The organism is Bernardetia aquimarina (assembly GCF_042180575.1).
Classification (GTDB): Bacteria; Bacteroidota; Bacteroidia; order Cytophagales; family Bernardetiaceae; genus Bernardetia.
Genome location: NZ_CP170094.1, coordinates 3108404 through 3131564, shown reverse-complemented (window position 1 = coordinate 3131564; position 23161 = coordinate 3108404). Strand labels below are relative to the sequence as shown.

Sequence of the window (23161 nt, the reverse complement as noted above, 5' to 3'; positions counted from 1 at the left end):
CCTAAAAACCAGTTGCAAGAAGAAAGTGAAGAATTGTATGGAAGTACACAATGCATGTTAGAAAAACTGACTTATCCAGTTTTGATTGCTAGTCATATAAAGCCATTTATAGATTCTGATGAAAACGAAGCTTATGATGCCAACAATGGACTGTTACTTAGTCGAACTATTGATTCTTTGTTTGACCTAAAGTATATTTCTTTTACTGACGAAGGAAAAATGATTTTTTCAAAAAGAATTGCTGCTGATGTAAAAGCATTTTGGAGGAATTATGTCTTAGAAAAAAGTATTTTAAATGATGATAGAAAGAAATATTTGGCTTATCATAGGAATTTAATGATACAAATGGATGCAAAGTAATCTCTGCTATCTCTCGCAAGATTAAAATGGCTCTTGCTTGGCTTTGCCGAGTGAGCAATATGTATTTCAGCCGTATATTTTGTATTTCTAAACTAGAACAAATCTAAGATTTTATACTCAAAACCAAAAAAGTGTAGAACTAAAATACCAACTACGAAAACCACGGCTACAAGCCGAATACATCATAAATCACTCGTTAAAAACGAGCGATGGCAATCTTACGAATCCTATACATTCAGTTTCTATATAGAATTTAGTCTTCCCAAACGGTATATTTTTTAGTAGAAATGTAGGGTTTGGGATTTTTTTTGTTTTTGAAAATGGTGTTTTTGGGTGTTCAAAACCTAGTCTGTATATTTGTATTTCAGTAGCAAAGTTTGTGTATTGATTTTATAAGGAAATGAAACAAATAAATCTACAAACTAAATTATGTTTATTGAAGACAGAAAAAACAGAAACCTACTAGAGCTATAGATTAGTATATAATATAGGTTAATCACATCTAATTTAGGCATTTTGTAGGGAAAAGACATGTCTTTTTCTACCCAGTAGGAAATTCTATGAAGTGAAATCAACGACAACTTTAGGAAAAGGCGTATCTTTTAGCTTCGATGACTTGCTGTCTTCCAGTTCCCTACTAATTTCAAAGTTTCATTTTTTTATTCTCTATTGAGTTTAAAACAAATGATTTTCAATTAGAGAAAGCGTTGTTGCATCAACTGAAACGCAGTTCTACAAAACAAAGTAATGTCTTTTTGCTTATCAATCAGCTCTTTTTGTACCTATCTTTTGACAAAAATACGACAGAGTAAAAAACGGAAAATAGCAACAATTATTAAAAATGTCTAGTAGTATAACTCTACAAGTTAATCTTTGAAGAAGGCGTATAGTTTTTAAAGAATTATCTACTTTTACAAATAAAACTACTTTATTCGTATTTATCAATCACTAAAAAATACTACAAAAATGATAGAAATGTACACCGACGGAGCAGCACAAGGAAATCCAGGAAGAGGAGGATATGGAACAGTTTTGATGGCAAAATCATTAGGATTACGCAAGGAGTTTTCAGCAGGTTTTCGATGTACGACCAATAACAGAATGGAACTTTTGGCTGTCATTATCGGCTTAGAAGCTCTCAAAAAGCCAAATATGAAAGTAAAAGTCTATTCAGATTCGAAATATGTAGTTGATGCAGTAGAAAAAAAATGGGTCTTGGATTGGGAGAAAAAAAACTTTATCAATAAAGGCGAACCACGTCTAAATGCAGACCTTTGGAAACGATTTTTGGAGATTTATAGAAAGCACCAAGTAACTTTTCAATGGGTAAAAGGACATGCAGGAATTCCAGAAAATGAACGTTGTGATGAGTTGGCTGTGGCTGCTGCCTCTTCATCAAACCTTCCTGCTGATGAATATTATGAAAAACATCAAATGAAATAGAGTTGTTTTCAAACTTTTTACAGCTACAAATAGACTCATAAAAAAAACCACTATTTACTTACTTTTATATGAATGAAAAAGAAGCACGTAAAAAGTATTTTGAATCCATAGGAAATGAGCAAAAAATCGAAAGGCTTTTGAAAGAATTGCAAGATATAAAAAATCCATCTGCACTTTTATTAGCATATCGTGCTGCTTGTGAGTCTATGATGGCTCAATTTTCTTGGAATCCATACACAAAATTAGCACAAGTAAATAAGAGTTTTGATTTCTTTGAAAAAGCCATAAAAGAGGATTCCCAACATGTAGAAATTCGTTTTTTACGTTTTTCGGTGCAGCATAATGTACCCGATTTTTTGAGGAAAAATAGAGAATTTGAAGAAGATAAAACTGTTTTAGTAGGAAATTTTGATAAAGCTAACTTTGATACAGAATTTGCTCAGTTTGTTATTGGTTATTTGAAAGATTCGGGACGTTTTGAAGTGAGTGAATTGGAGGTTTTGGGGTAAAAGTTAATACAGGACCTGTTCATAAAAACTTAGTCATAATGCGAATAAGGAGTTAAATTAAAGATAGATTTGTTTTTTTTAATTTCTTGATTTTCAATTAGTTATAAACTAAAAAAAACAGACTAAGCAGTTTAGCCGTTTTAGATTTTATGCATGACCTAAAACTAATTTCGCTTTACTACAAAGTCTGTGAGTTATACAACTCGACTTTGCAATATAATGTTCAACGTTTCAGTAACAACGGTAATAAAGGAAATATTACCGATGAAGAACTGATTACAATGCATTTATTTGCTCAAATTTATGAACAGAAACACGAAAAAAAACAAGTCTATGACTACATCAAAAATCACTGGTTAGCTTGGTTTCCTACTTTGCCAAGCTACCCAACTTTTTGCAATCGTCTAAACAATTTAACGGGAGCTTATGAGCATTTTATTATTCATATTTTTGATAGTTTGTTTCCAAGCACACAGCAAGAATTGCATATTATTTTAGGAGATTCAATGCCTATCATAACTTGTTCTGGTAAAAGAAAAAACAAGGTAGCTACTCATATATGCGATAAATCGTATTGTGCAAGTAAAAGTGTATGGTATCAAGGCGTTAAATTACATCTTTTAGCAGACCGTAGAAAAGGCACATTACCAATGACTGTCTATATCAAAATAACACCTGCATCTGTTCACGATTTGACAGCCGTTAGAGAAGCTATTAAAAAGGAAGAAAACACTATTTTTGTGCTAGATAAAGCCTATTGTGATGAAAAATTATCAAAAGAATTGCATAAGAAAAACTCTTGTTTATTTACACCAGAAAAAGGCAAGAAAAATACACCTAAAACACTCAAACAGATGGATTTTGCTTTCAAAAAACAACTTAACACAGCAGTCGCAAAGATTAGACAACCTATTGAATCAGCTTTTAATTGGATACATCAAAAAACAAATATTCAAAATGCTGCTAAAATTAGGTCAGAAAAAGGATTATGGTTACATATTTTTTCTAAATTAACGGCTGCATTCATCATTCTAACAGAATTTTAACCCCTTATTCGCATTCATTAGTTTTTAGTAATCTAAAATAACTCTGACAATAGTTTAATGCAGAAGTGCTTACTTTTTTAACTATACTTTCAAACTTCAACTATTTTTTATGAACATGCCCTATATCTGTAATGAAGACTCTTCACTATTTAAACATTCCAAAAGAAGATAGAAAAATTTTTTCAATGATGAGTCTTAAAGTGATGTATCACAATGAGTTCCTGCTAAATATATTTTTTGATGCGTGTGGTATAAATCCCAAATAATACATAAATAATTCAAAACTAAATGGACTATTGTTTAGTTTGCATTTTACAAAAATTACAACTCATTGCCATTTATTCAACTAAAATATTCTTATATTTAGAATACTACCCAAAATACAATCTTTTTACAAAATAGCTTTAATTATGAAAAATACAATAAATAAGATAAAGTGGACAGGTGGATTATTGTTCGTTTTTTTCTTGATTTTGGCAACTAACCTTCTTGACAGAAGACATATCGAAGGTGTCCGAAATTCGGTTTCTGCAATGTATGAAGATAGATTAATCGTAAAAAATTTAATCTATAATATTTCTACACTCACAGAAGAGAAAAGGATTGCATTTTTACTTTTCAATACTGACTTTTATACAAAAAAAAGCACAAGTATAAATGATTCTATCTACACTTTATTAGATGAGTTTTCGAATACGACTCTCACTTACAACGAAAAAAAGTATTTAGACAGATTACACAATGACTTTAAAAATATAGAAATAATAGAAAAACAAACCCTAAATGATAGTAGCATTATAAAAAACCTAGAGTGGAGAACTAAAATGGAAATCCAGTTATCTTACCTGCGAAAAAATTTAGACAAATTGGCTATTATTCAAGTTGAAGAAGGAAAAAGAGAATTATCTAGGGTAAACAGAGCTTTTAGCACAATAGATTTATTTACAAACATAGAAATTATGTTTCTTATTGTGATTGGCATCATCGTTCAAATAATTATTCTTTATCCTGTCAAAAAATAAAAAAATAATCTTAACTGAGAATTTAGTTTTTAGTTAGAAACTCTTTCAAATCATCAATTTTAGAAGAAAGCGAGACAATTTTCTTTTCTTTTCTCAATGCTTCTTCCAAAAAAGGAGGCATTTCTAATTCTATATCAAAAATAGTTTGTTTTACTACTTCATAATACTTAGCTGGGTGTGCTGTGGCAAGAAAAATACCTACTTCGCTCTCTGGAGTAAGATAATTTTTGAGTGCAGCATAAGCGACCGTAGAATGTGGATCAGCTAAGTAATTATAACCTTCATAGAGGTCTTTGAGAGTATTTTTTGTTCTTCGGTCGGTTAGTCTGTATCCTGCAATATCTGCCGAAAAACGAGTATAAGAATGGTTGTAAAGTGTCAGTAAACGCCTAAAATTAACGGGGTTTCCTGTGTCCATCGAACTAGAAATAGTACGAACAGCAGGGCGAGGCTCAAAACTTCCATTCAATAAATATTGAGGAACGACATCATTAATATTGGTAGCTGCAATAAAACGACTGATTCGAAGACCCATTTTTTTGGCGATAATTCCTGCTGTTAGGTTTCCAAAATTTCCACTTGGAATAGAAAAAATAGCTGTTCGTTTTTCTCCTTTTAGTTGAGCAACAGCCCAAAAATAATACAAACATTGTGGCAAAAGGCGAGCAATATTATAAGAGTTTGAGGTCGTAACTTGTATTTTTTTATTCAATTCTTTGTCTGTAACAGCTTCTTTTACTAGTCGTTGGCAGTCTTCAAATGTTCCATCAATTTCTAAAGCTGTAATATTTTCTCCCCATGTATTGAGTTGTTTTTCTTGTAACAAACTCAATTTATTTTTTGGATACAAAATACAGACTTTTATTCCTTCTTTTTTAAAAAAAGCACTTGCTGCTGCACTCCCTGTATCTCCTGTGGTGGCTACCAAAACAATTACTTCTTTATTATTCTTCGTTTTTTTGTCTTTTTCTAGAAAATAACTCATTAGTTCTGCCATAAAACACATTCCTACATCTTTGAAAGAAAGCGTTTTGCCATGAAAAAGTTCTAGTGAATAAACTTCTTTTTCATAAATTTCTACTAACGGAATTTCGAAATCAAATGCCTTTTGTATTATTTTCTCTATGTCTTGTTCAGGAATTTCATCTCCAAATAAATTTATACAGATTTTCAAACAAATTTCTTGAAATGAAAAAGTATGAAGATTAGCTAAAAAATCTTTGGGTAAAGGATTTATAGTTTCAGGCATCAAAAGACCACCCTTTGAGCTAAAAGTTTGAAATAAGGCTTCACGCAATGAGCCAACTTGTGTATCTCCGTTTGTACTAGAATAATTCATTAAAAGGAATAAGAAAAGACGAAAGAATAAGATTTTGGATAAAAATAAAAAATCATTTTGCCAAAACCTATACTAACAGCAAGTTATTTTCCTCTAATCTTCTTTTGAAATACCGAACTCAATAAATTGATAGGTCTTTTTCCATCAATTTCTGTTTCAAAATCTACCACCTCTTGTTTCAAAAACTGAATGTAATTACGAATTGCTTTTTGATGCTCTTTATTTTCTTCATTAGTATATTGATTTTCCCGTTTACAAACTTCTAAAAGGTAATTATTCTTTTCTCCTGTGATATTTATGATAGATTTTTCTACTTTCAATCCTTTTTTTATCAATGCCTTTACAACAGGTTGAATAACTATATACCAATCTAGAAGTACATCAGAATAACAATTTAACTTTTCTAATAAAGTAGGTCTAAGACGGAAATAATCATTTTCTATAAGTAGTACAAAAGCAGGAATCAAACACTTATCGGCATTTTTTTCTAAATAACAACCCAAATTTTCTATATACAGATTCAAAATTTCTTTTGTGTATTTATTTTTATATCCCAAAATGGCTTTATTTTTAGCTAAAACTTCTACCGTTTTGATACTACACTCATCAATAGCATATTCTAAATATGTTTTCTCTGTCTTGCTATAATAATTCAGAACATAATTTTTAAATGTAGCATCTTGACTCATCAAACTTTCTAATTTCTGTGCATTATCTCTATCTATTGTTCAATAAATATTAATTTGTCTGTTTTTTTTAAGAGTTATCTTTGTTAAATCAAACTTCGCTTTTTTTATGACTAAATTTAGAATCCATTTAAGTCCTCTTGAACATTCAGAATTGGTAGAACAAGTAACAACTCAAAATATTCAATACGCTCATGTTCTTTTATCTAGTGACGAATCGGTTAAACGAGAAACAGCAACTACTATTTCACAAAACTATCATATTTCTGTAAAAACAGTAGAACGAGTTAGAAAATTATTTTGTGAACAAGAAATGGATATTTTTGTCAAAAAACCAAATAAGATAAGAAGTGATAAAAATTTTGATGCTAGACTAGAAGCTCATTTAGTTGCTTTAGATATGAATTTTCTTATCACTCTCATTTCATCTTGTAATTCTTGAAAAAAAATAAAGGCTTCATCAGTTGCATCAACTTCATTATTCAATATAGATAATACAACTTCAGCATAACCGACATCGCTTAATTCACATTGATTTAATTTCTTATTCAAATTATTCTCTATAAATTTTTCTAATGTTTGAATGCTATTTTCATTATTAAACTCTAATAAAGCATACATATATACCATTCTACCAATAGTAGCTCCTCCTTTTAAAAGGCAGTCAGATATATAAGATTGAAATTCTGTTGCATTAATAACCACACTAAACCAGCTCACTCCAACTTTTGTTCGCCAACCGTATATACTCACAGTATTTGCTACTATTCTGAGGTCTTTTATTATAGTACAAGTATGTGTAATGTCTTTTATTATTATGTAAAAATCATTTTTTTCCCTCGTCTGACATATCTAAATATTCAAAATTAAATACACCTAAGTACAAAGGCTCTATATATTTTTTGATTATGTTATACTCTTGATTTTTCATTCTATATCTTAAAAGTTAAGATTACTATTTTAGATTAAATTTTCTATAACTAACACTTTTTTACTTAAAAAAAGTAAAATTTATACGTTTGCACTTTGTTTTTTCGTATATAGTAGTGAAGTCAATTTTTATTAACTAATTATCAAATCTTGATTAATTGCAAATTTAATTATTGTCTTTATTTTTTAATCAAAACTGCTACTACGATTTAGCCAAAAATCAAATTTAACTAAAATCATTATGAAACCTTATTTTTTAATTGCTCTACTGAGTATTTTTTCTTTTGTCATTTTTGAAGCAAATGCACAAAACAAAACAGTAGAAAAAACCAAAAACAAAGCAAAAAACAAAACCAATAATCGCATTGATAACAAAATCGATAACAAACTAGATGAAGGTTTAGATGCCATTGAAGGACTTTTCAAACGCAAAAAAAAGAAGAAGAAAAAAGATGAAGAAGAGAATACAGACGATAATTCAAATCAATCCTCAGAAACAGAACAAGAAAATGAGGGTGTAGATTTTCTAAATAAAATGCTTGGAGGCGAAGGAAATATAGAGGTAAAATCTAGTTATAATTTCAATTCTAATTTTGTTATGCGTATGAAAACCTATAAAAAAAATGGAAAAGAGGATGGTGATATGTTTATGCGTTATTACAATTCGGCTGACCCCAATTATATGGCTATGGAAGTCGTGGAAGGCACAAAAGATGGAGAAACCAAGAAACCTCAATCAACAGTAATTGTTGATGGTTCGCAGCAAGCTATGATAACCCTCATGGAAGAAAGTAAACAAGCCATTGCCATGAAAATGCCGAATGCTGAAGATTATGAACAGACACAAGAGCAAAATCCTGAAGAAGCCATGAAAGATGTCAAAATTACTCGTACAGGACGTACAAAAAATATTTTGGGATATACATGTTCGGAAGTAATTATGGAAAATGATGATATGAAATCTGTTTCTTGGACAACTAAAGATGTGAAAATATCTCAATTTAAAGCCTTTGCAGGAATGTTTGTACAAGATAAAGAAAAGAAAAATCAAGTCATGGCAATGTCTGATGAGTTTACAATGGAAATGGAATCAACCGACAAAAAAACAGGCGAAAAAACAATAATGACTGTTACCGAAATAAACGAAAACCAAAACTCAACTATCAATACAGAAGGCTATAAAGTAATGGATATGTCTGGATTGATGAAAGGCAAAAACTAAAATATTTATACACTCAAGAAAATAATAAAATCACCAAATTTATCAATTTCTGATAGAGTTATGTGTTATGAAATTGAGCTTAGTTTTTTGCTTTAGCTCATTTTTATTTTTTACAGATACCTTTTCAGAATTATCAAATTACTTATTCATTTAAAAAATTAATTTAATGAAAACTCAAATTTTAAACTGTTTTTTTCTCACCTTTTTCATTCTCACTTTTGCTGCTTGTAATCCTAAAAAAGCATTAGAAGACAAAATAAATGAAACGATTGCTGAAGAGATAGTTAGTGCAGGTCTAGGAACAGATGTAGAAACTTCTAATATAAGCAATACAGAAAATGCTTCTGCTAAAGTAGATATTACCATGGACGGAAAATCACTAGACTTTGAAAATGCAAAACCTGTTTTCAATATTGCAGCAGGAAGTAATGATGAGGTTATTGTAGCTATTAATCTTGTACAAGAAACAGAAGGAAAACAGCGTACTTTGCAACTTGGAATTAGTGGAAAAAAAGAACTTTTAAAGCAATCACTAACAGCAAATTTTGAAAATAAAACAAGTGATGGAAAAGTAGTTCCAATATTTAATATTATGACAATTACTGATAATGGAATCAAAATGAGTACTGTCAAAAAAGGAACTTTCAAAGTTGTAGAGTTTTCTGATGAAAAAGTTGTGCTTGAAATCGATGCAGAAGGAGGAGAAAACAATGCAGAAACTCATGAAGGGAAAAATTTAGTTCCAGTAAAAGGAACAATCATCTGTGAAAATCCTGTCATGACATTTATGGGAGTAAAGAAAGAAGAAGTTTTTAACTAAAATTTACCTACTCCTATTGTACTTAACCCAACAAAAATGAATTTTTGTTGGGTTAATAGCATATTAATTTTCATAATGTTGAGAAAATCAACATTATTTATTTAATTCTTTCCATCAACAAACTTACTTATTCAAGATGAGAAATATTTTTATTCTATTTATATTAATAGCTTTTCTTAAAACAAACACTCTTACAGCTCAAAACCAAGATACTCCTGAAATATTTAAAGAGATTATTTCAAAGATGCTTTCAAAAACTGAGATTCAAGCTCTCAAAACAGTTAAACAATCTTTAGAAGCTGATGGGTTAGATGCTAAAGTACGTTTAAAAAAAGGATATAGAATAAATGGTTTATTTGATGGATTTAAGGAATACCAAATTGATATTAAAGATGAAACACTTACAGATGAAAAAGTAGCTACTGTAGCTAAAGATTTTAGTAGTCTAATCTGTTTGTTTTTCTTCATAAACTTGAGTGAGCAAGAAGCTGAAGATTACAAAGTGATATCTATTAAGCTATATAATAAAAATACAGTTGTCCTATATAAATACTCTAATAATCAACTTCATGATGCTAGTACTTCTGTAAAAAATGCACAACTATTTTTTAAAGGGATAATAGAAAAAGATAAGAAAAGTATACTATCTTCTTTTGACAAGAGTATGTCATCGGATGCTCTTATAGAGCAAATGATAGAAACAGAATTATAAACTCAAAAAAAATGGGTAAGACGACAACAATAGCTATTCATAAACTTATTTTTTATAAAAATAAAAATAATGAACCTAGGATAGAAATTCAATTTTTAGTAGAAAGAACCAATTTGGAAGAGTATCAACAGTTTGACATAATTATTAATCAAAAGAATCAAAAAATAGTAGGGTTAGACTTTTGATATAACTGCTACAAGCGAGTATTCTACAAATTCAAGTTCTTTTACAGACTAAACGCACTATTAAATGAACATTTTGGTAAAAAGTTGTTCAGCATAGCTTGTATTCCAATTAATTTTATTCATCATTTTTTTAGTGCTAAGTTTAGTTTCATACATTTTAGCAGCATTTAGTATTATTTTTCTGACTAGTGCTAAATTATGAACTGAATTGTCTTTTCGGTTTCTTTTTTCGTCTTCTTTTAAAATAACGTCTAGTTGCCAATGTAATTTATTTTCTATTGCCCAATGCCCTCTAGCTAATTTATAGGCTTGTTTTGCACTCAAATTTTTAATACTTGAGATATAATAGCGTATATGTTCTCCTCGTAATGAGCTATTTGTAGTTAATTTTATTAAAGTTACTAAACCTAACCAATTAGCTAGATTTTCTATCCATTTACAGTTTGAACTTACCTCTACTTTATATTCTACTACTTGATTAGCACTTGCTGACCAATCTTGTGTCTCAAATATATCATCAGCCTTTTCTACTTTAAAAGTAAGCTCTGTTTGCTCTAAAAGATGTTTTTGGTTTCCTTTTAGGGCTAAAAAATAATCTCCTTCTTTCTCTATAATCTGTTGAGCAATCGCTTGTTGTGTTCCCATAGCATCTAAAGAAACAACATATCCTTTCAAATAAAGCATTCCTAAAAGAGCTGGAATAGCCGTAATTTCATTACTTTTTTCTTCTACTTGAACCTGTCCTAAACTCAAACCTAGTTCACTAGCAACAGCACTAACTAAATAAATCCCCGTTTTACTACCCCGAAGAGCTTTTCCATCCACACTAATTTGCTGATAAGGTAAACCTAAATCTTTAATGCAAGCTGAAATCCAATCCATAAAACAACTATTAAAAAAAGCACTATCTAAGTGTAAAAAAACTCTACGTATAGTATCATGGGAAGGAATTCCGTTAGGCAAACGTAGAAAATTTTGTAAAAATTCCTTTTTCTCAATACCAAAATCGGCTATTTCTTCATAACCATCTGCACCATGAAAAATAGCACATACACTTAAAAGCAAAATATCCTGCAAATTGTGCAAGTAATTTTTATTTTGCCTACGAAAATCAGGAACTTCTGATAAATAAGAGCTTAAACTGACCATAAAAGAGAAAAAATTAAAAGTGAGAACGAAAATTAACTCTTTTTTATTAATTTTATAGTGCGTTTAGTCTGGTTCTTTTAGCTTTCCTTACAAAAATATTCAAACGACACATAAGATTATTTGTATTTTACAAAAGATAGCTGCGTAAAAAGAGGCCAACTTTTTCAGATAGCCTCTTAGTGATGAATAAATATCATATTTTGAACTTTAATGTGACATAATTTGGTTCTGATTTAATATATCAAATTATATTAACCCATAGGCCAAGGAAGTTTTGGTGGCTCTACATCATCATCACCACCACCATCAGTAGTCATTTCTAGTCTTTCTTCTAATTCTTCAATGTGAAGTTCATTTTCTAATTCTGAGAAAATTTCGTTTTGCTCGTCAAGTTTGTTTAAATTGTTTGGAGTGTTCATAGCGTAAAAATTTTGAAGTGTAAAAGTATATTTAATTGATAAATTAAGTAAAATATAAAAAAAGGTGTCTATTAAAATAATCTAATAAGATTACAAAACTAAGAGTGATAAAGAAGTCTTGTACAATTCCTTGTTTCTATATACTCAAAGATATAGCATAAGGTTGCAGAATCAAATACTGATTGTGGACTATTTATTACGTGAGTTATCTGAAAGTTATTTATAAGTCAAAATTAAATTTGGCAAATCAGCAATAAATCAAAACAACACAACAAAAAGGTATAAGCTGATTGATTAAAGTCATTCAGTATATAAAAAATCTAATTTTCAAATTTTTATAGAAAATTGATAGTGTAGTTTAACTTTAAAAACAAACTCTTTAACAAAGCCATAACACACTGAAAATGTGGGTTTTACAACAAAACAGTACACTAAAATCATTTTTTTTACAAAAAAATTAGGACTATTTTATGTTTTTTTTAGCTTAATTTCTCAAAAAAACACCCTGTTTTTTACTAAAACTTATTTTGGTTTATTGAATTTTTAGGGTCTGAGTGGATAGCTCTTCCAAAGAGTAGTCTAGAAAACGTTATCTTTGTTTTCTATTGATTTAGAATATTTCGTCTATTTATAAAACTCATCAAAAACGATATGAAACTTAACTATAAGGAATTAGGAAGTCCAGAATCACAACCTTTGCTTATTTTGCATGGTGTATTTGGCTCACTTGATAATTGGCTTACTTTGGGACGTCAGTTTGCAGAGCATTACCGAGTATTTTTGATAGATCAGCGTAATCATGGACGCTCTCCACACGACTCAGTAATGAATTATGTAGTCTTAGCAGATGATTTACATAACTTTATAGAAGAACATCAACTCAAAAACCCTTTACTTATTGGACATTCTATGGGAGGAAAAGTAGTAATGCAATATGCGCTTACTTACCCTAATACATTTGAAAAAATGGTAGTTGTTGATATTTCTCCTAGAAAGTATAATGTGTCACATCATGAAGCTATTTTAAATGGATTAAATGCAATTCAGGTAGAAAAACTAGAAAGTAGAAATGATGCTGATGAAATATTAGGACAATATATAGATGAAGAAGGGGTACGATTATTTTTACTCAAAAACTTAGCTCGTTCAAAAAATGGGTTTGAGTGGAAAATGAACCTACCTGCCTTAGAAAAGTCTATTATAAAAATAGGGGGGGCAGTAACCAAAAACAAAAATATAGATACGGCTGTCGATTATAATGAGCAATCTACCTTATTTATAAATGGAGGACAATCTCGCTACATTCAAGAAAAAGATATTCCAAACATTACAAAGTATTTTCCAAACGCTCATATACATACTATACATGAGGCAGGACATTGGGTACATGCTCAAGCACCAAAAGAGTTTTTTGATGTAGTAATGAAATTTCTTAAAGATTAATTTTAAATAGAATAACTGTTTTAAAATCGGTATTTGAAACAGTTATTTTTACTTCTGATTTTATATTAGTTTTACACCCCAAAATGTAATATCATCACGCTGTTCGGCATCTTGTTTATGTGTTTTTAGAAAATCAATCAGTAAGTCTTGCTGTGTAGCCATATTTTTATCTAAAATTGTATTGAGAAATAATTTCAAATTATGGCTACCTATACGTTCGGCTTGTGGAGAATTTTGGTCTGCAAAACCATCAGTAGTAAGGTATAAAGACGAACCAGCAGGAAGTTGAATAATATCTTCTTCAAAAAGTCGTTTTTGTTCTCGTTGTTTTCCTCCTATCGAACTTCTTGTAGCTCTAATTTCTTGTATTTCTGAATGTGAAGGTTCTGCATACCAAAAAGGACGTTTTGCACCCGAATAAGCGACTTCGTACATTGCAGAAGTGCGTTTTTCTATTCTACACAAAATCATATCCATGCCGTCTTTGTTACTTTTTGCCCTATTTTTGGCATTTGGTTTTACATCTTGTTTTAATAGTTTTCGTATTCTTTCGTGCATCAATTTTAATATTTTGGACGGTTGCATGTGTTTTTCTTGATTGATGAGTTCGTCCAAAAGCATATTTCCAATCATAGACATAAATGCACCTGGTATTCCGTGTCCAGTACAATCTACCACAGCAATAAAAGTATAACCATTTACTTTTGTGAGCCAATAAAAATCTCCACTTACAATATCTTTAGGGCTATAAATCAAACAATATTCAGAAAATTGATTCAAGATTGATTTTTCAGTTGGAGTAAGCACACCTTGTATTGTTTTGGCATAACGCATACTATCCAAGATATTTTGATTTTTATCTCTGATAAGTTTGTAAGCATTTGCATTTGCAACAGCAATCGACACATAAGTAGAAAGGTTACGCAAAAGAGCTAAATTATCTTCTGTATAAGGGTTTTTTGCAAAACTCTGAATAGTCATGACACCAATAGGACGTTCACGAATTCGAAGAGGAACAAAAAATGCTGTTTGAGGAACTTCTCCAAGAAGAGGAGCTAGATTTTGCTTATTTTTTTGGAAATATTCTTTTTTTACATCAATAATAAAAATTTCTTTATCCTCTAAAAAAGATTGTACTGAAAGACTTTTTGTACCTTCAGTCGCTGATTCTAAATGAAAAGGAAGCACCTCATTTTTTTCTATAAAATTATTATACTCAATGGCTTGTGAACGAGGATTATAAATTCCTATTCCAAATCCATCAACAGGCATAATATGTTCAATACTTTCTTTAATAATGGAGATAAGGGCATTTTCATCCATTGTAGCTGTTATTTTTCGTCCAATTTCTGACAAAATAGAAAGGCGTGAAAAAGTTTCTTTGAGTTGGTTATTTTGCTGTGTAATTTCTTCTTTTTGCTGACTTATTTCAGTGCTTTTTTCTAAAATTTCTTTGTTTTGGTTATCTCTGTCTCTTTTTTGAATGAATACTAAAATGGCAATTACAAGTAATAAAATAGCTCCACTAGCCAGCGAATAATTCCAAATTTCTTGGCGTTCTATTTCAGATTCGTGTAGTTTTTTTTGTTCTCTTAGGACTGAAATAACCTGTTCCTGACGTTCGCTTTCAAATACAGCTTGTAATCTTTTTATTTCATTGAGGTTTTGTTCTTGTTTGAGAGAGTCTTCTAAAACAATATATTTGGTTAGGTAATTTGTAGTTTTTTCAAACTCATTATTCTTCTTATGAATTTCTGCTAGAAGACGATATACATCGCCGACTTGTTTTCTCAGTCCTAAAGTTTGAGCAATACTTAACGCATTTTTAGCCAAAAACTCAGCTTTTTTGTTTTGATTATCAAAAAGGTAATATTCTGATTTACCCAAATTAATGTAAAATAGAATATCTTTATTTTGGAGTGATGAAGTTATTTTTTCAGCTTTATTAAAATACTCTAAAGCAATGGGTTTATTAGCAATAGTTTTTAGAGAATCAAATTTTGAGATACTTCGTCCTAAGTTAATATAATATTGACAAAGCAACATTTTATCATTTAACTGAATAACTAAAGGAAGCCCTTTTTTGAGATATGTAATGGTTGAGGGATAGTCTTCTTGTTCGAAATACACAGAGCTAATATTTAAATATCCTATTACAATTCCCAAACTATCATTCAATTTTTCTTTCATGGTAATAGCTTGTTTGTGCATCAGAACAGCTTTTTCATATTGATTGTTTCTTTTATAAATTAGAGCAATATTGTTGAGTGCACGGGATACTTGTAATTTTTTGCCATAGCGTTGCTGAATATTTAAGGCAATCAATAAATTCTCTAAAGCTCTTTCGTAATTTCCTTGGACATAATAGATACCTGCTAGATTATTTAAGACCAATGAATATTCAATAGAATCGCCTATTTCTTGGTATAAATTAGAAGAAGCTTTAAAAAAATGAATTGCTGAATCATAATTACTTTGATAACGATGATAAAGCCCAATAATATGGAAAGACTTTGCTTTTCCTTTAAAATACATCTGTTCTTCTGATTTCTGGATGCCTATTTTTGCCAAAATTTTACTAGAATCATGTTGCCGTTTGCTATAATATTCTGAAATATCTAGAAGTCTGTTTATTTGAGTTGTGTCTTCCAAAGCCATTTCCTTAGCTGATTTATAGACACGCCAAAGACTATCTAATTCTTTATTTTCATCTTTAGATATATCAGATTGAGCCAATACTTCAAAAGAAATAAAGGTAATCAAGCAAAACCAAGAAATAAAAAATAGAGCCAGTTTAAACATTATACCATTTATAAATTAGAAAATTAGGCTTTTAAGTGTAGAGTTTCCCATTTCACTTCTTGTACAATATCACTATGCAAACTAAGTCCGACAGGACATGTCATAGCTGCACGATGCAACTTTTCATGCTCCTCAACTGTAAACTGTAAAGTTTCAGGACACCTATAAGTAATCTTGATACGAGCTATTCGACGAGGTTTGTCTGTCATTATTTTTTCTATGTATGCCTCCAAACCTTCCAAGTTTATTCCCTCTCGTTCAGCCAAAATCCCCATGATTGTCATCTGACACGAAGCTAAAGAACTACATACCAAATCAGTAGGAGAAAATGCCTCTCCTTTTCCATGATTATCTTTTGGAGCATCTGTAATAAGTGTTTTTTGAGAGTTTATATGGGTGGATTGTGTACGTAAACTTCCTTGATAGACTATTTTTATCATAAAATTGAATTGATTTTGATACCTTAGTAAGAGATCTTATTATTTTCATTAAATAACTCGCTATTTTCCTCAAAAATGCTTTTTTTAGACTAAAATTATTTCATTTTTGCTAGTTAAAATAAAAATTTAAACAAGGTCTAATTGAATAAGTTAAAAGGTCTGGTTATTTTTATAATTAAAATTAGATAAAAAAGATGACTTTAACTGTATTTTGCCTTAATTTTTAATTACTTTTTCAGTATACTGATACATAAACGACTAATTATATTTTATTTTGAATATTGATTTTTCTTCTAATTTATTTCCTTCTTTATTCTCTTCTTTTCTTTCTCCTATCTTTATTTCAGACTGGAAAAATGAAGTCTTTGAGGACAAAAAACTGACTATCAAAGTTTTACGATTAGATGCAGAACATCAACATATTGGAGGAAATAAGTTGTACAAATTGTATTATAATTTGTTAGAAGCTAAAAAACAAAATAAGACTAAAATCTTAACTTTCGGCGGGGCATATTCTAATCATTTGAGAGCGACTGCCTTTGCAGCAAAAGAGCTAAAACTAGAAAGTATTGCTATAATTAGGGGAGAAGAACATCAAAATTTGAATCCTGTTTTGACTTTTTGTAAGCAGCAAAATATGCAACTTCATTATATTTCAAGGACTGATTATAGAGAGAAAAAAAATGTAGATTTCATAGAAAAATTAAAACAACAGTTTGGAGATTTTTACCTTATTCCAGAGGGAGGTTCGAATGCCCTTGCACTCAAAGGAACAAGTCATATTACTAAAATCGCTTATGATTTAGTCGAAAAAAATATAGATTATTTTGCCTTAGCTATCGGAACAGGAGGAACAGCAGCAGGAATCTTGAATGGAATGCAAGAAATAAATAATGAAAAACAAAAAACAAAAGTTTTAGCTATTTCTGCACTAAAAGGAGGAGATTTTTTAAGAAACGATATAGAAATGTTACTAAATGATTTTTATGGAAATAATGATGAAAGAACAGAAAGAGCAATGCAGAATTTAATATTAGAAACTAATTTTCATGAAGGAGGGTATGCCAAAAAATCAGAACGATTGATACATTTTATTACTGATTTTAATCAACAGAATAATTTTCAAATTGAACCAATTTATACAGGAAAAGCATTTTTTGCTGTTTATAATTTAGCTAAAGATAATTTTTTTGAGAAAGGAGCTACTATTGTTTTGATTCATACAGGAGGAATTTTTTAAACTAAAAAAACGCTACAAAATTTTTAAGCTTCATAACGTTTTTAAGTAAATTTGGTAATTATTATTATGATAACGTATTTTTCACACAAAGGTTCGTGTATCTTTTACAATTTCTATTTATTTTTTACAATTCTTCAAAAATTATTTTAGATTTTATATTGGTAATTAGCTTTTTTAAAGATTTTTTAGCAATTTGAATAGTCTGAATTTTTTAATTTTTCTTTAATAATAAGCAGCAAATACAATCATAATCAGATGAACAGTAAACAACAAAAAACAAAGGCAAATAATTGGACACTTTTTTTGGATAGAGATGGCGTACTGAATCGTAAACTAGAAGATGATTATGTCAAAAATTTGGAAGAATTTGATATTTTAAAGCATTCAAAGGAGGCTTTAGAGCTTTTGAGTAAACACTTCGAAACTATTGTTGTTGTTACGAATCAACAAGGAATTGGTAAAGAATTAATGACAGAAAAAGACCTCGAACTTATTCATAGTTATCTACAAGAAAAATTGCCACAAATACACAAAATTTATTTTTGTCCAGACCTTGCCAAAACAAATTCTCCACGTCGAAAACCTGCTATCGGAATGGCGATTGATGCAAAACAAGATTTTTGTAAGATAAGTTTTAAGCGTTCGGTTATTGTAGGAGATAGTATTTCGGACATGCAGTTTGGTAGAAATGCAGGAATGAAAACATGTTTTATCAATGAAAAAAATACTTTCGAACGAATAAAAAATAAAGCTTTGATAGATTTTGAAACGACTTCACTTATCGAAGCTGTTCCGTACTTGATTCATTTGACTAAATAAAAAATCCCTTTCAAAATGAATTGAAAAGGGATTTGGAAAGATTTTAGAATGAATGTTATACTTTGTGCAAAGTTCCATTCGTTTCGCTTTTTTTCAAACGAAGTGAATAAACAGATTTATAATTTTTACCTGTCTCTAAATAGTGTTGTAGTTTTTGAAATAAAGTTTCGTCGATATAGGCTTCTAATGCTTGTTCTGAATTATGATAAACGCCTAAGGCATCTTTTATTTCTTTGTCCCACTCTCCAAACAAAACATCAAAATCAGAAGGACTAATATGTTTTCTGCAGTTTTTTGCACTACATCCACATTCAAAGTTTTGTTCTAAATTAAAGATAGCATATTCATCTGTAACTTCTTCATTTAGCTCAATATCACGAAGTGCAATTTCGAATCCATAGCCTGTACTGACTGTATTTCTATTACAAGAATGATTGACATACTTTGCAAAATCCCAACTTACAATTCTGTAACCACGCTCATCACGATACGAATATTTATCGACAACACTACGAGCATACGTATCTAATTTTGCATATTTTTTGGGAGTTACCTCAATTTCTAAACTGTCTTTTACATAGACAATCGTTCCTTTCGGAATAAATTCTTTTGCGAAAACACCATAGCCAATTTCAGGACTTACAAAGCGAAGTTCGGTAGAAGGATGAATCATTTGTTATAAAGATTTTATAAAAATAATGAATGATTGAAAGAATTTTGAATAAAATGAAATTGATATACTAATTCTACTAATTAATAATATTTTAAGGTTTTTGTAGCAATAATTTAAAACTTTATCTACTAATAATTAAATAAATTAATGCTGATTAAGAACGTAAAAATGAGAAATAAGTTGCTAAAAAAATCTATTTTGAGAAGCTATTTGAAAAAATAGATTTTTAGCAAGAAAATAGTTGTTTTGATAATAAAATTTCAAAACAAGGCTTTTAATAGGTTTACTTTTTATCAAAAATTCAAAGATACCTACTTTCTATATTTAATTTTTAGACAAAAAAAAGCCAACAAAACTAAAATAGTCTTGTCGGCTTCTATTTAATTTAATTTTTGAGTTTTATTCGAATGAATAGTTTCAAAAATTTCTCTAAACAAACGATTTTTACATAGCTGCTTTTGCAGTAATATCAAATCCTACATTTACAGTATTATTGATAAACTTGTCTTTTACTGCTGCTGCACCTTCTGCCATATAGCTTACATTAAATTCAGTACGGTCAATATTAAATTTAGCACTTGCTTTTACTTCTCCTTCTGATGGCATAGTTACATTTGCATAAAAGCTAATTGCTTTTTCAGTATCCATTAATTTAAGGTTACCTGTAATTTTGTGAGTTGGGTTTTCAGTAGAATGCTCACCTTCTACAACTTCAATAGTTGAAGCATCAACTGCCTCTATACTAGCAATAGTAAAAGTAGCTGTTGGATGTGTTTCAACAGCAAAAAAATCATCACTTTTAAGATGTCCTACCAATTTGGCATTATCTTCAGCAGCTTCGATATCTAATACTGTGATATTCGTCATATCAAGTACAATCGTTCCACCCACAAGCGCACCATTATCTACCATTAAAGAAGAACCTTCTGCAATGCCGATAGTTCCATTGTGTTGTCCACCTGGTTTTGAACCAATCCAAGTAACTGCACTTTCAGATTGTGCTACTGGGAGTTCTTGTTGTGCAGCAACTACTTCTTTTGTATCGACAGTAGCAACTGTATCAGCTACTGCTGCCTCTTGGCTTTTAGGAGCATTGTTACAGCTTGAAAGGAATGATAATGAACCTGCTACCAAAATAGCACTAGCAAATAAAGAAATACGTTTCATAAAAAATGAGGTTAAGTTTTGAAAATACAAATTTAATAAAAATAATTGTAGGTACAACTATTTTTTTCTAAACTGTACAATTTTTTTACTAAAAATTCAATCAAACAATTTAGTTTTTGTTTAATTTAGAAGGAACAACACATAGTTGCTCATATTGTTTTTGTATTTTTGTTCTCATATAAAATCTTGATTTATTGATATTCATCCATTTATAACTAAACTTTACCAAATGACTACTCTTCCTATCCTATACGAAATTTTTTTAGAATCTTCTGGTGTTTCTACGGATACTCGCCATGTAAAAGAAAACGAACTTTTTTTTGCTTTAAAGGGAGGTAATTTTGATGGAAATAAATTTGCCTATCAAGCCTTAGAAAAAGGAGCTTCTCATGTTGTCATTGATGATGCAAGTGTAATTCCTAGTTTTGATGAACATGACCAAAAGAAACTCGCTTATAAAAATAAGTATTTATTGGTAGAAAACGTATTAGCATCACTTCAAAAACTAGCTAATTTTCATAGAAAACAGTTTACTATTCCTTTTATCGGAATAACAGGAAGTAATGGAAAAACAACTACAAAAGAACTTTTACGTTCAGTTCTTTCTCAAAAATTCAAAACCTACGCCACCGAAGGAAATTTGAATAATCATATTGGTGTTCCTCTTACTGTTCTCAGAATGCCAACTAATACAGAAATTGCCATTATAGAAATGGGAGCAAATAAAGTAGGTGATATAGAAGAACTTTGCACAATTACAGAACCTAATTATGGAATGATTACCAATATTGGAAATGCACATTTAGAAGGTTTTGGTAGTTATGAAGGTGTTTTGAGAGGAAAAACAGAATTATATCAATCACTTATCAAAAATAATGGAACTGTCTTTATAAATAGTGATGATGCTGTTTTGATGAATATGGAAAAGCGTTTTGAGAATGGAAAAGTAATGAAATATGGAACAGATAATGTAGAAAATTATTATTCGGCTACACTCTCTGAATCTGTACCTACAATTATTTATGAAGACGAGGAAAATAATAAAGTTCAAACTCAACTAACAGGCGCATACAATTTTCCAAATATTTTAGCAGCCTTAGCATTTGGTAAATTTTTCGGTCTTTCCAATTCTCAAATAAATAAAGGGATTTCAGATTATCTTCCAAAAAATAACCGTTCACAAGTCGAAGAGCGAACAGAAACAAAAAATACTCTTCTTCTTGATGCCTACAATGCAAATCCTGATAGTATAAAAGCTGCTTTGTTGCACTTGGAAGCAATGCCAAAAAATGGAAAAAAGAAAATCGCTATTTTGGGAGATATGTTTGAGCTTGGAAAAGAGTCATTTATCAAACACAAGGAAGTTTTAGGACTTGCCTTGCAACTCAAAATTGACAAAATAATTGTTTGTGGGAAAGACTTTACAAAAGCCAAAACGGCTGGAAATATTGTTTCTAGTCTGATTTTGAGTTTTGCAGATAAGAAAGAATTAGCTGACTATTTAGAGAAAAATTCTCTTCAAGAAAGTATTATTTTGTTGAAAGGGTCTAGAGGAATGGGCTTGGAAACGGTGGTGGAGCTTCTTTAATAATGCTTTCTAATTATTTTATCAACCCTATCAATTCTGTGTCTTTTTTCTTGCAATCAAGAGCCTGTAACTGATAATCAAAAATCTTATTTTAAAAAATAGAAAGAGTAGTAATGACTGTCCTTAGTGCAAAAATTAGTCAAAAATGAAATATCCTTTTCTATTAATTCTTACAGGAATATATAGTCTATTGAGTACTAGTGAAATTCTATCTATTCGCTTTGATTTCATTTCTATACTCATAAAACTGATATTTATAGGATTGCTATTTTGGAATGTAAATTCATTGTATCAGAAAAATTATAAAGCTATTTCTATCATATTTTTTTCTATTGGAATTATGATGACTGTATTTTTTTTAGGAATTTATAAACAAGTTGCCTTTTTTCCTACTTTTGGAGATTATCAAATAGCTGCTACTTATTATGACTCAAAAGAAAAATCTATATCATCACAATCAAGAATAGAATATTTTAGAAAAGAATATGGATTATCTGATACAGCAGAAAAATATGAAAAAATAGAAGTGTTTTTAGATTTTTTCGAAAGCAGAGAAGTTATTTATCCAAATTATGAAGAGCTAAAAGAAATTGAATTTGTAGAATATCACAATAATTATAGACCTGTTTAAATTATTACCTTATTTTTTCTAAGATAAAGTCTGCTGCTTGGTAATATTTAGTAACAGAAACGTCATTAGATACTTTTCTTTCCCCTATAATCTGTTTTTCGACAATTTTATTTTCATAATCCAAAACATAGACTTCCTCTTTGAAAACCTCACTGACTCCATTTTCATAGTCTATACTCAGGTCTTGGTTGAATCTAAAATTTTCTTCAATTTCAATAATTTTGATAATTTTATTATTATCGAAATAAAAAATTGTGGATAACCTTCCGTATGAAGTTCCAATTTCTCTATGTATCTTTTTGATATTATCTTGTATCCAATACAAAGTTATTGCAGCACCTCCATCAAAAGCCTGTTCATAAATTTTATTAGCATCTAATGTTTCTGGACGCAAAGCTGAATAATGATCTATTGCATTTGTAATTTCATCAATTTCTTTTTTGCTATATTTTTTTACTGCAAAAGCTGAAAGAATTATTCCTAAAAATAAGACAATAACTGATATTTTTTTCATAA

General features: G+C 29.7%; 25 protein-coding genes. 15 read left to right on the top strand and 10 right to left on the bottom strand.

Going from position 1 to position 23161, the window contains the following annotated elements; genetic code table 11:
- The first annotated feature begins 12 nt into the window (after nt 1–12).
- The 5 genes from ACE193_RS13330 to ACE193_RS13310 all read left to right on the top strand — a co-directional run bounded on the left by ACE193_RS13330 (nt 13) and on the right by ACE193_RS13310 (nt 4380).
- A complete protein-coding gene (locus ACE193_RS13330; RefSeq protein ID WP_375558724.1) occupies nt 13–360 on the top strand; it encodes an HNH endonuclease in 348 nt (115 codons plus the stop codon).
- A gap of 966 nt (nt 361–1326) precedes the next feature.
- Nucleotides 1327–1803: a ribonuclease HI gene (gene rnhA / locus ACE193_RS13325; RefSeq protein ID WP_375558723.1), complete on the top strand. Its 477-nt coding sequence runs from the start codon at nt 1327–1329 to the stop codon at nt 1801–1803.
- A 68-nt stretch (nt 1804–1871) separates the two neighbouring features.
- Entirely contained in the window at nt 1872–2312 is a 441-nt protein-coding gene (locus ACE193_RS13320; RefSeq protein WP_375558722.1) for a hypothetical protein, read from the top strand.
- A gap of 149 nt (nt 2313–2461) precedes the next feature.
- Nucleotides 2462–3358, top strand: a complete 897-nt coding sequence (locus ACE193_RS13315) for a transposase (RefSeq protein ID WP_375558721.1) — start codon at nt 2462–2464, stop codon at nt 3356–3358.
- Between the two features lie 410 nt (nt 3359–3768).
- A complete protein-coding gene (locus ACE193_RS13310) occupies nt 3769–4380 on the top strand; it encodes a hypothetical protein (RefSeq protein WP_375558720.1) in 612 nt (203 codons plus the stop codon).
- Between the two features lie 22 nt (nt 4381–4402).
- On the opposite strand, the gene thrC is transcribed toward ACE193_RS13310, so the two are convergent.
- Nucleotides 4403–5719 carry a threonine synthase gene (gene thrC / locus ACE193_RS13305; protein WP_375558719.1) on the bottom strand — a complete coding sequence of 439 codons (1317 nt, stop codon included), beginning with the start codon at nt 5717–5719 and terminating at the stop codon, nt 4403–4405.
- A gap of 83 nt (nt 5720–5802) precedes the next feature.
- On the bottom strand, nt 5803–6408 hold the full coding sequence (locus ACE193_RS13300) for a hypothetical protein (protein ID WP_375558718.1): 606 nt from the start codon (nt 6406–6408) through the stop codon (nt 5803–5805).
- A 106-nt stretch (nt 6409–6514) separates the two neighbouring features.
- Here ACE193_RS13300 and ACE193_RS13295 point away from each other — a divergent pair, with 106 nt between their 5' ends.
- The gene (locus ACE193_RS13295; protein WP_375558717.1) at nt 6515–6847 is read left to right on the top strand and encodes a hypothetical protein; all 333 of its coding nucleotides are present in this window, start codon (nt 6515–6517) and stop codon (nt 6845–6847) included.
- Here ACE193_RS13295 and ACE193_RS13290 read toward each other — a convergent pair.
- Nucleotides 6787–7158, bottom strand: a complete 372-nt coding sequence (locus ACE193_RS13290) for a DUF6000 family protein (RefSeq protein ID WP_375558716.1) — start codon at nt 7156–7158, stop codon at nt 6787–6789. The genes ACE193_RS13295 and ACE193_RS13290 overlap by 61 nt on opposite strands.
- A 418-nt stretch (nt 7159–7576) precedes the next feature.
- Here ACE193_RS13290 and ACE193_RS13285 point away from each other — a divergent pair, with 418 nt between their 5' ends.
- The 4 genes from ACE193_RS13285 (at nt 7577) to ACE193_RS13270 (ending at nt 10274) form a co-directional block, all read left to right on the top strand.
- A complete protein-coding gene (locus tag ACE193_RS13285) occupies nt 7577–8557 on the top strand; it encodes a hypothetical protein (RefSeq protein ID WP_375558715.1) in 981 nt (326 codons plus the stop codon).
- Nucleotides 8558–8723: 166 nt separating this feature from the next.
- Entirely contained in the window at nt 8724–9377 is a 654-nt protein-coding gene (locus ACE193_RS13280; protein ID WP_375558714.1) for a hypothetical protein, read from the top strand.
- Between the two features lie 136 nt (nt 9378–9513).
- On the top strand, nt 9514–10089 hold the full coding sequence (locus ACE193_RS13275) for a hypothetical protein (protein ID WP_375558713.1): 576 nt from the start codon (nt 9514–9516) through the stop codon (nt 10087–10089).
- Between the two features lie 11 nt (nt 10090–10100).
- Complete coding sequence (locus ACE193_RS13270) at nt 10101–10274, top strand: hypothetical protein (protein ID WP_375558712.1); 174 nt, start codon at nt 10101–10103, stop codon at nt 10272–10274.
- 60 nt (nt 10275–10334) lie between these two features.
- Here ACE193_RS13270 and ACE193_RS13265 read toward each other — a convergent pair whose 3' ends face one another.
- Nucleotides 10335–11423 (bottom strand): ISAs1 family transposase, encoded by a 1089-nt coding sequence (locus ACE193_RS13265; protein ID WP_375558711.1) that lies wholly within the window; start codon nt 11421–11423, stop codon nt 10335–10337.
- Nucleotides 11424–11674: 251 nt separating this feature from the next.
- Nucleotides 11675–11842, bottom strand: a complete 168-nt coding sequence (locus ACE193_RS13260; RefSeq protein WP_375558710.1) for a hypothetical protein — start codon at nt 11840–11842, stop codon at nt 11675–11677.
- 651 nt (nt 11843–12493) lie between these two features.
- Between ACE193_RS13260 and ACE193_RS13255 the strand changes: the two genes are divergently transcribed.
- Nucleotides 12494–13285 (top strand): alpha/beta fold hydrolase, encoded by a 792-nt coding sequence (locus ACE193_RS13255; protein ID WP_375558709.1) that lies wholly within the window; start codon nt 12494–12496, stop codon nt 13283–13285.
- 60 nt (nt 13286–13345) lie between these two features.
- Here the strand turns inward: ACE193_RS13255 and ACE193_RS13250 are convergent, their stop codons facing one another.
- Nucleotides 13346–16087: a tetratricopeptide repeat protein gene (locus ACE193_RS13250; RefSeq protein ID WP_375558708.1), complete on the bottom strand. Its 2742-nt coding sequence runs from the start codon at nt 16085–16087 to the stop codon at nt 13346–13348.
- Nucleotides 16088–16110: 23 nt separating this feature from the next.
- Nucleotides 16111–16527, bottom strand: a complete 417-nt coding sequence (locus tag ACE193_RS13245) for an OsmC family protein (RefSeq protein ID WP_375558707.1) — start codon at nt 16525–16527, stop codon at nt 16111–16113.
- Nucleotides 16528–16801: 274 nt separating this feature from the next.
- Between ACE193_RS13245 and ACE193_RS13240 the strand changes: the two genes are divergently transcribed.
- The gene (locus ACE193_RS13240; RefSeq protein ID WP_375558706.1) at nt 16802–17767 is read left to right on the top strand and encodes a 1-aminocyclopropane-1-carboxylate deaminase/D-cysteine desulfhydrase; all 966 of its coding nucleotides are present in this window, start codon (nt 16802–16804) and stop codon (nt 17765–17767) included.
- 255 nt (nt 17768–18022) lie between these two features.
- Nucleotides 18023–18586, top strand: a complete 564-nt coding sequence (locus ACE193_RS13235; RefSeq protein ID WP_375558705.1) for a D-glycero-alpha-D-manno-heptose-1,7-bisphosphate 7-phosphatase — start codon at nt 18023–18025, stop codon at nt 18584–18586.
- A 55-nt stretch (nt 18587–18641) separates the two neighbouring features.
- On the opposite strand, the gene ACE193_RS13230 is transcribed toward ACE193_RS13235, so the two are convergent.
- Both ACE193_RS13230 and ACE193_RS13225 read right to left on the bottom strand, forming a co-directional pair.
- Nucleotides 18642–19259 (bottom strand): SET domain-containing protein, encoded by a 618-nt coding sequence (locus ACE193_RS13230; RefSeq protein ID WP_375558704.1) that lies wholly within the window; start codon nt 19257–19259, stop codon nt 18642–18644.
- 444 nt (nt 19260–19703) lie between these two features.
- A complete protein-coding gene (locus ACE193_RS13225; protein ID WP_375558703.1) occupies nt 19704–20426 on the bottom strand; it encodes a YceI family protein in 723 nt (240 codons plus the stop codon).
- Between the two features lie 229 nt (nt 20427–20655).
- Here ACE193_RS13225 and murF point away from each other — a divergent pair, with 229 nt between their 5' ends.
- Both murF and ACE193_RS13215 read left to right on the top strand, forming a co-directional pair.
- Nucleotides 20656–22014 carry a UDP-N-acetylmuramoyl-tripeptide--D-alanyl-D-alanine ligase gene (gene murF / locus ACE193_RS13220; protein ID WP_375558702.1) on the top strand — a complete coding sequence of 453 codons (1359 nt, stop codon included), beginning with the start codon at nt 20656–20658 and terminating at the stop codon, nt 22012–22014.
- 145 nt (nt 22015–22159) lie between these two features.
- Nucleotides 22160–22645: a hypothetical protein gene (locus ACE193_RS13215; protein ID WP_375558701.1), complete on the top strand. Its 486-nt coding sequence runs from the start codon at nt 22160–22162 to the stop codon at nt 22643–22645.
- A gap of 4 nt (nt 22646–22649) precedes the next feature.
- Here the strand turns inward: ACE193_RS13215 and ACE193_RS13210 are convergent, their stop codons facing one another.
- On the bottom strand, nt 22650–23159 hold the full coding sequence (locus ACE193_RS13210; protein WP_375558700.1) for a hypothetical protein: 510 nt from the start codon (nt 23157–23159) through the stop codon (nt 22650–22652).
- Nucleotides 23160–23161 lie beyond the last annotated feature (2 nt).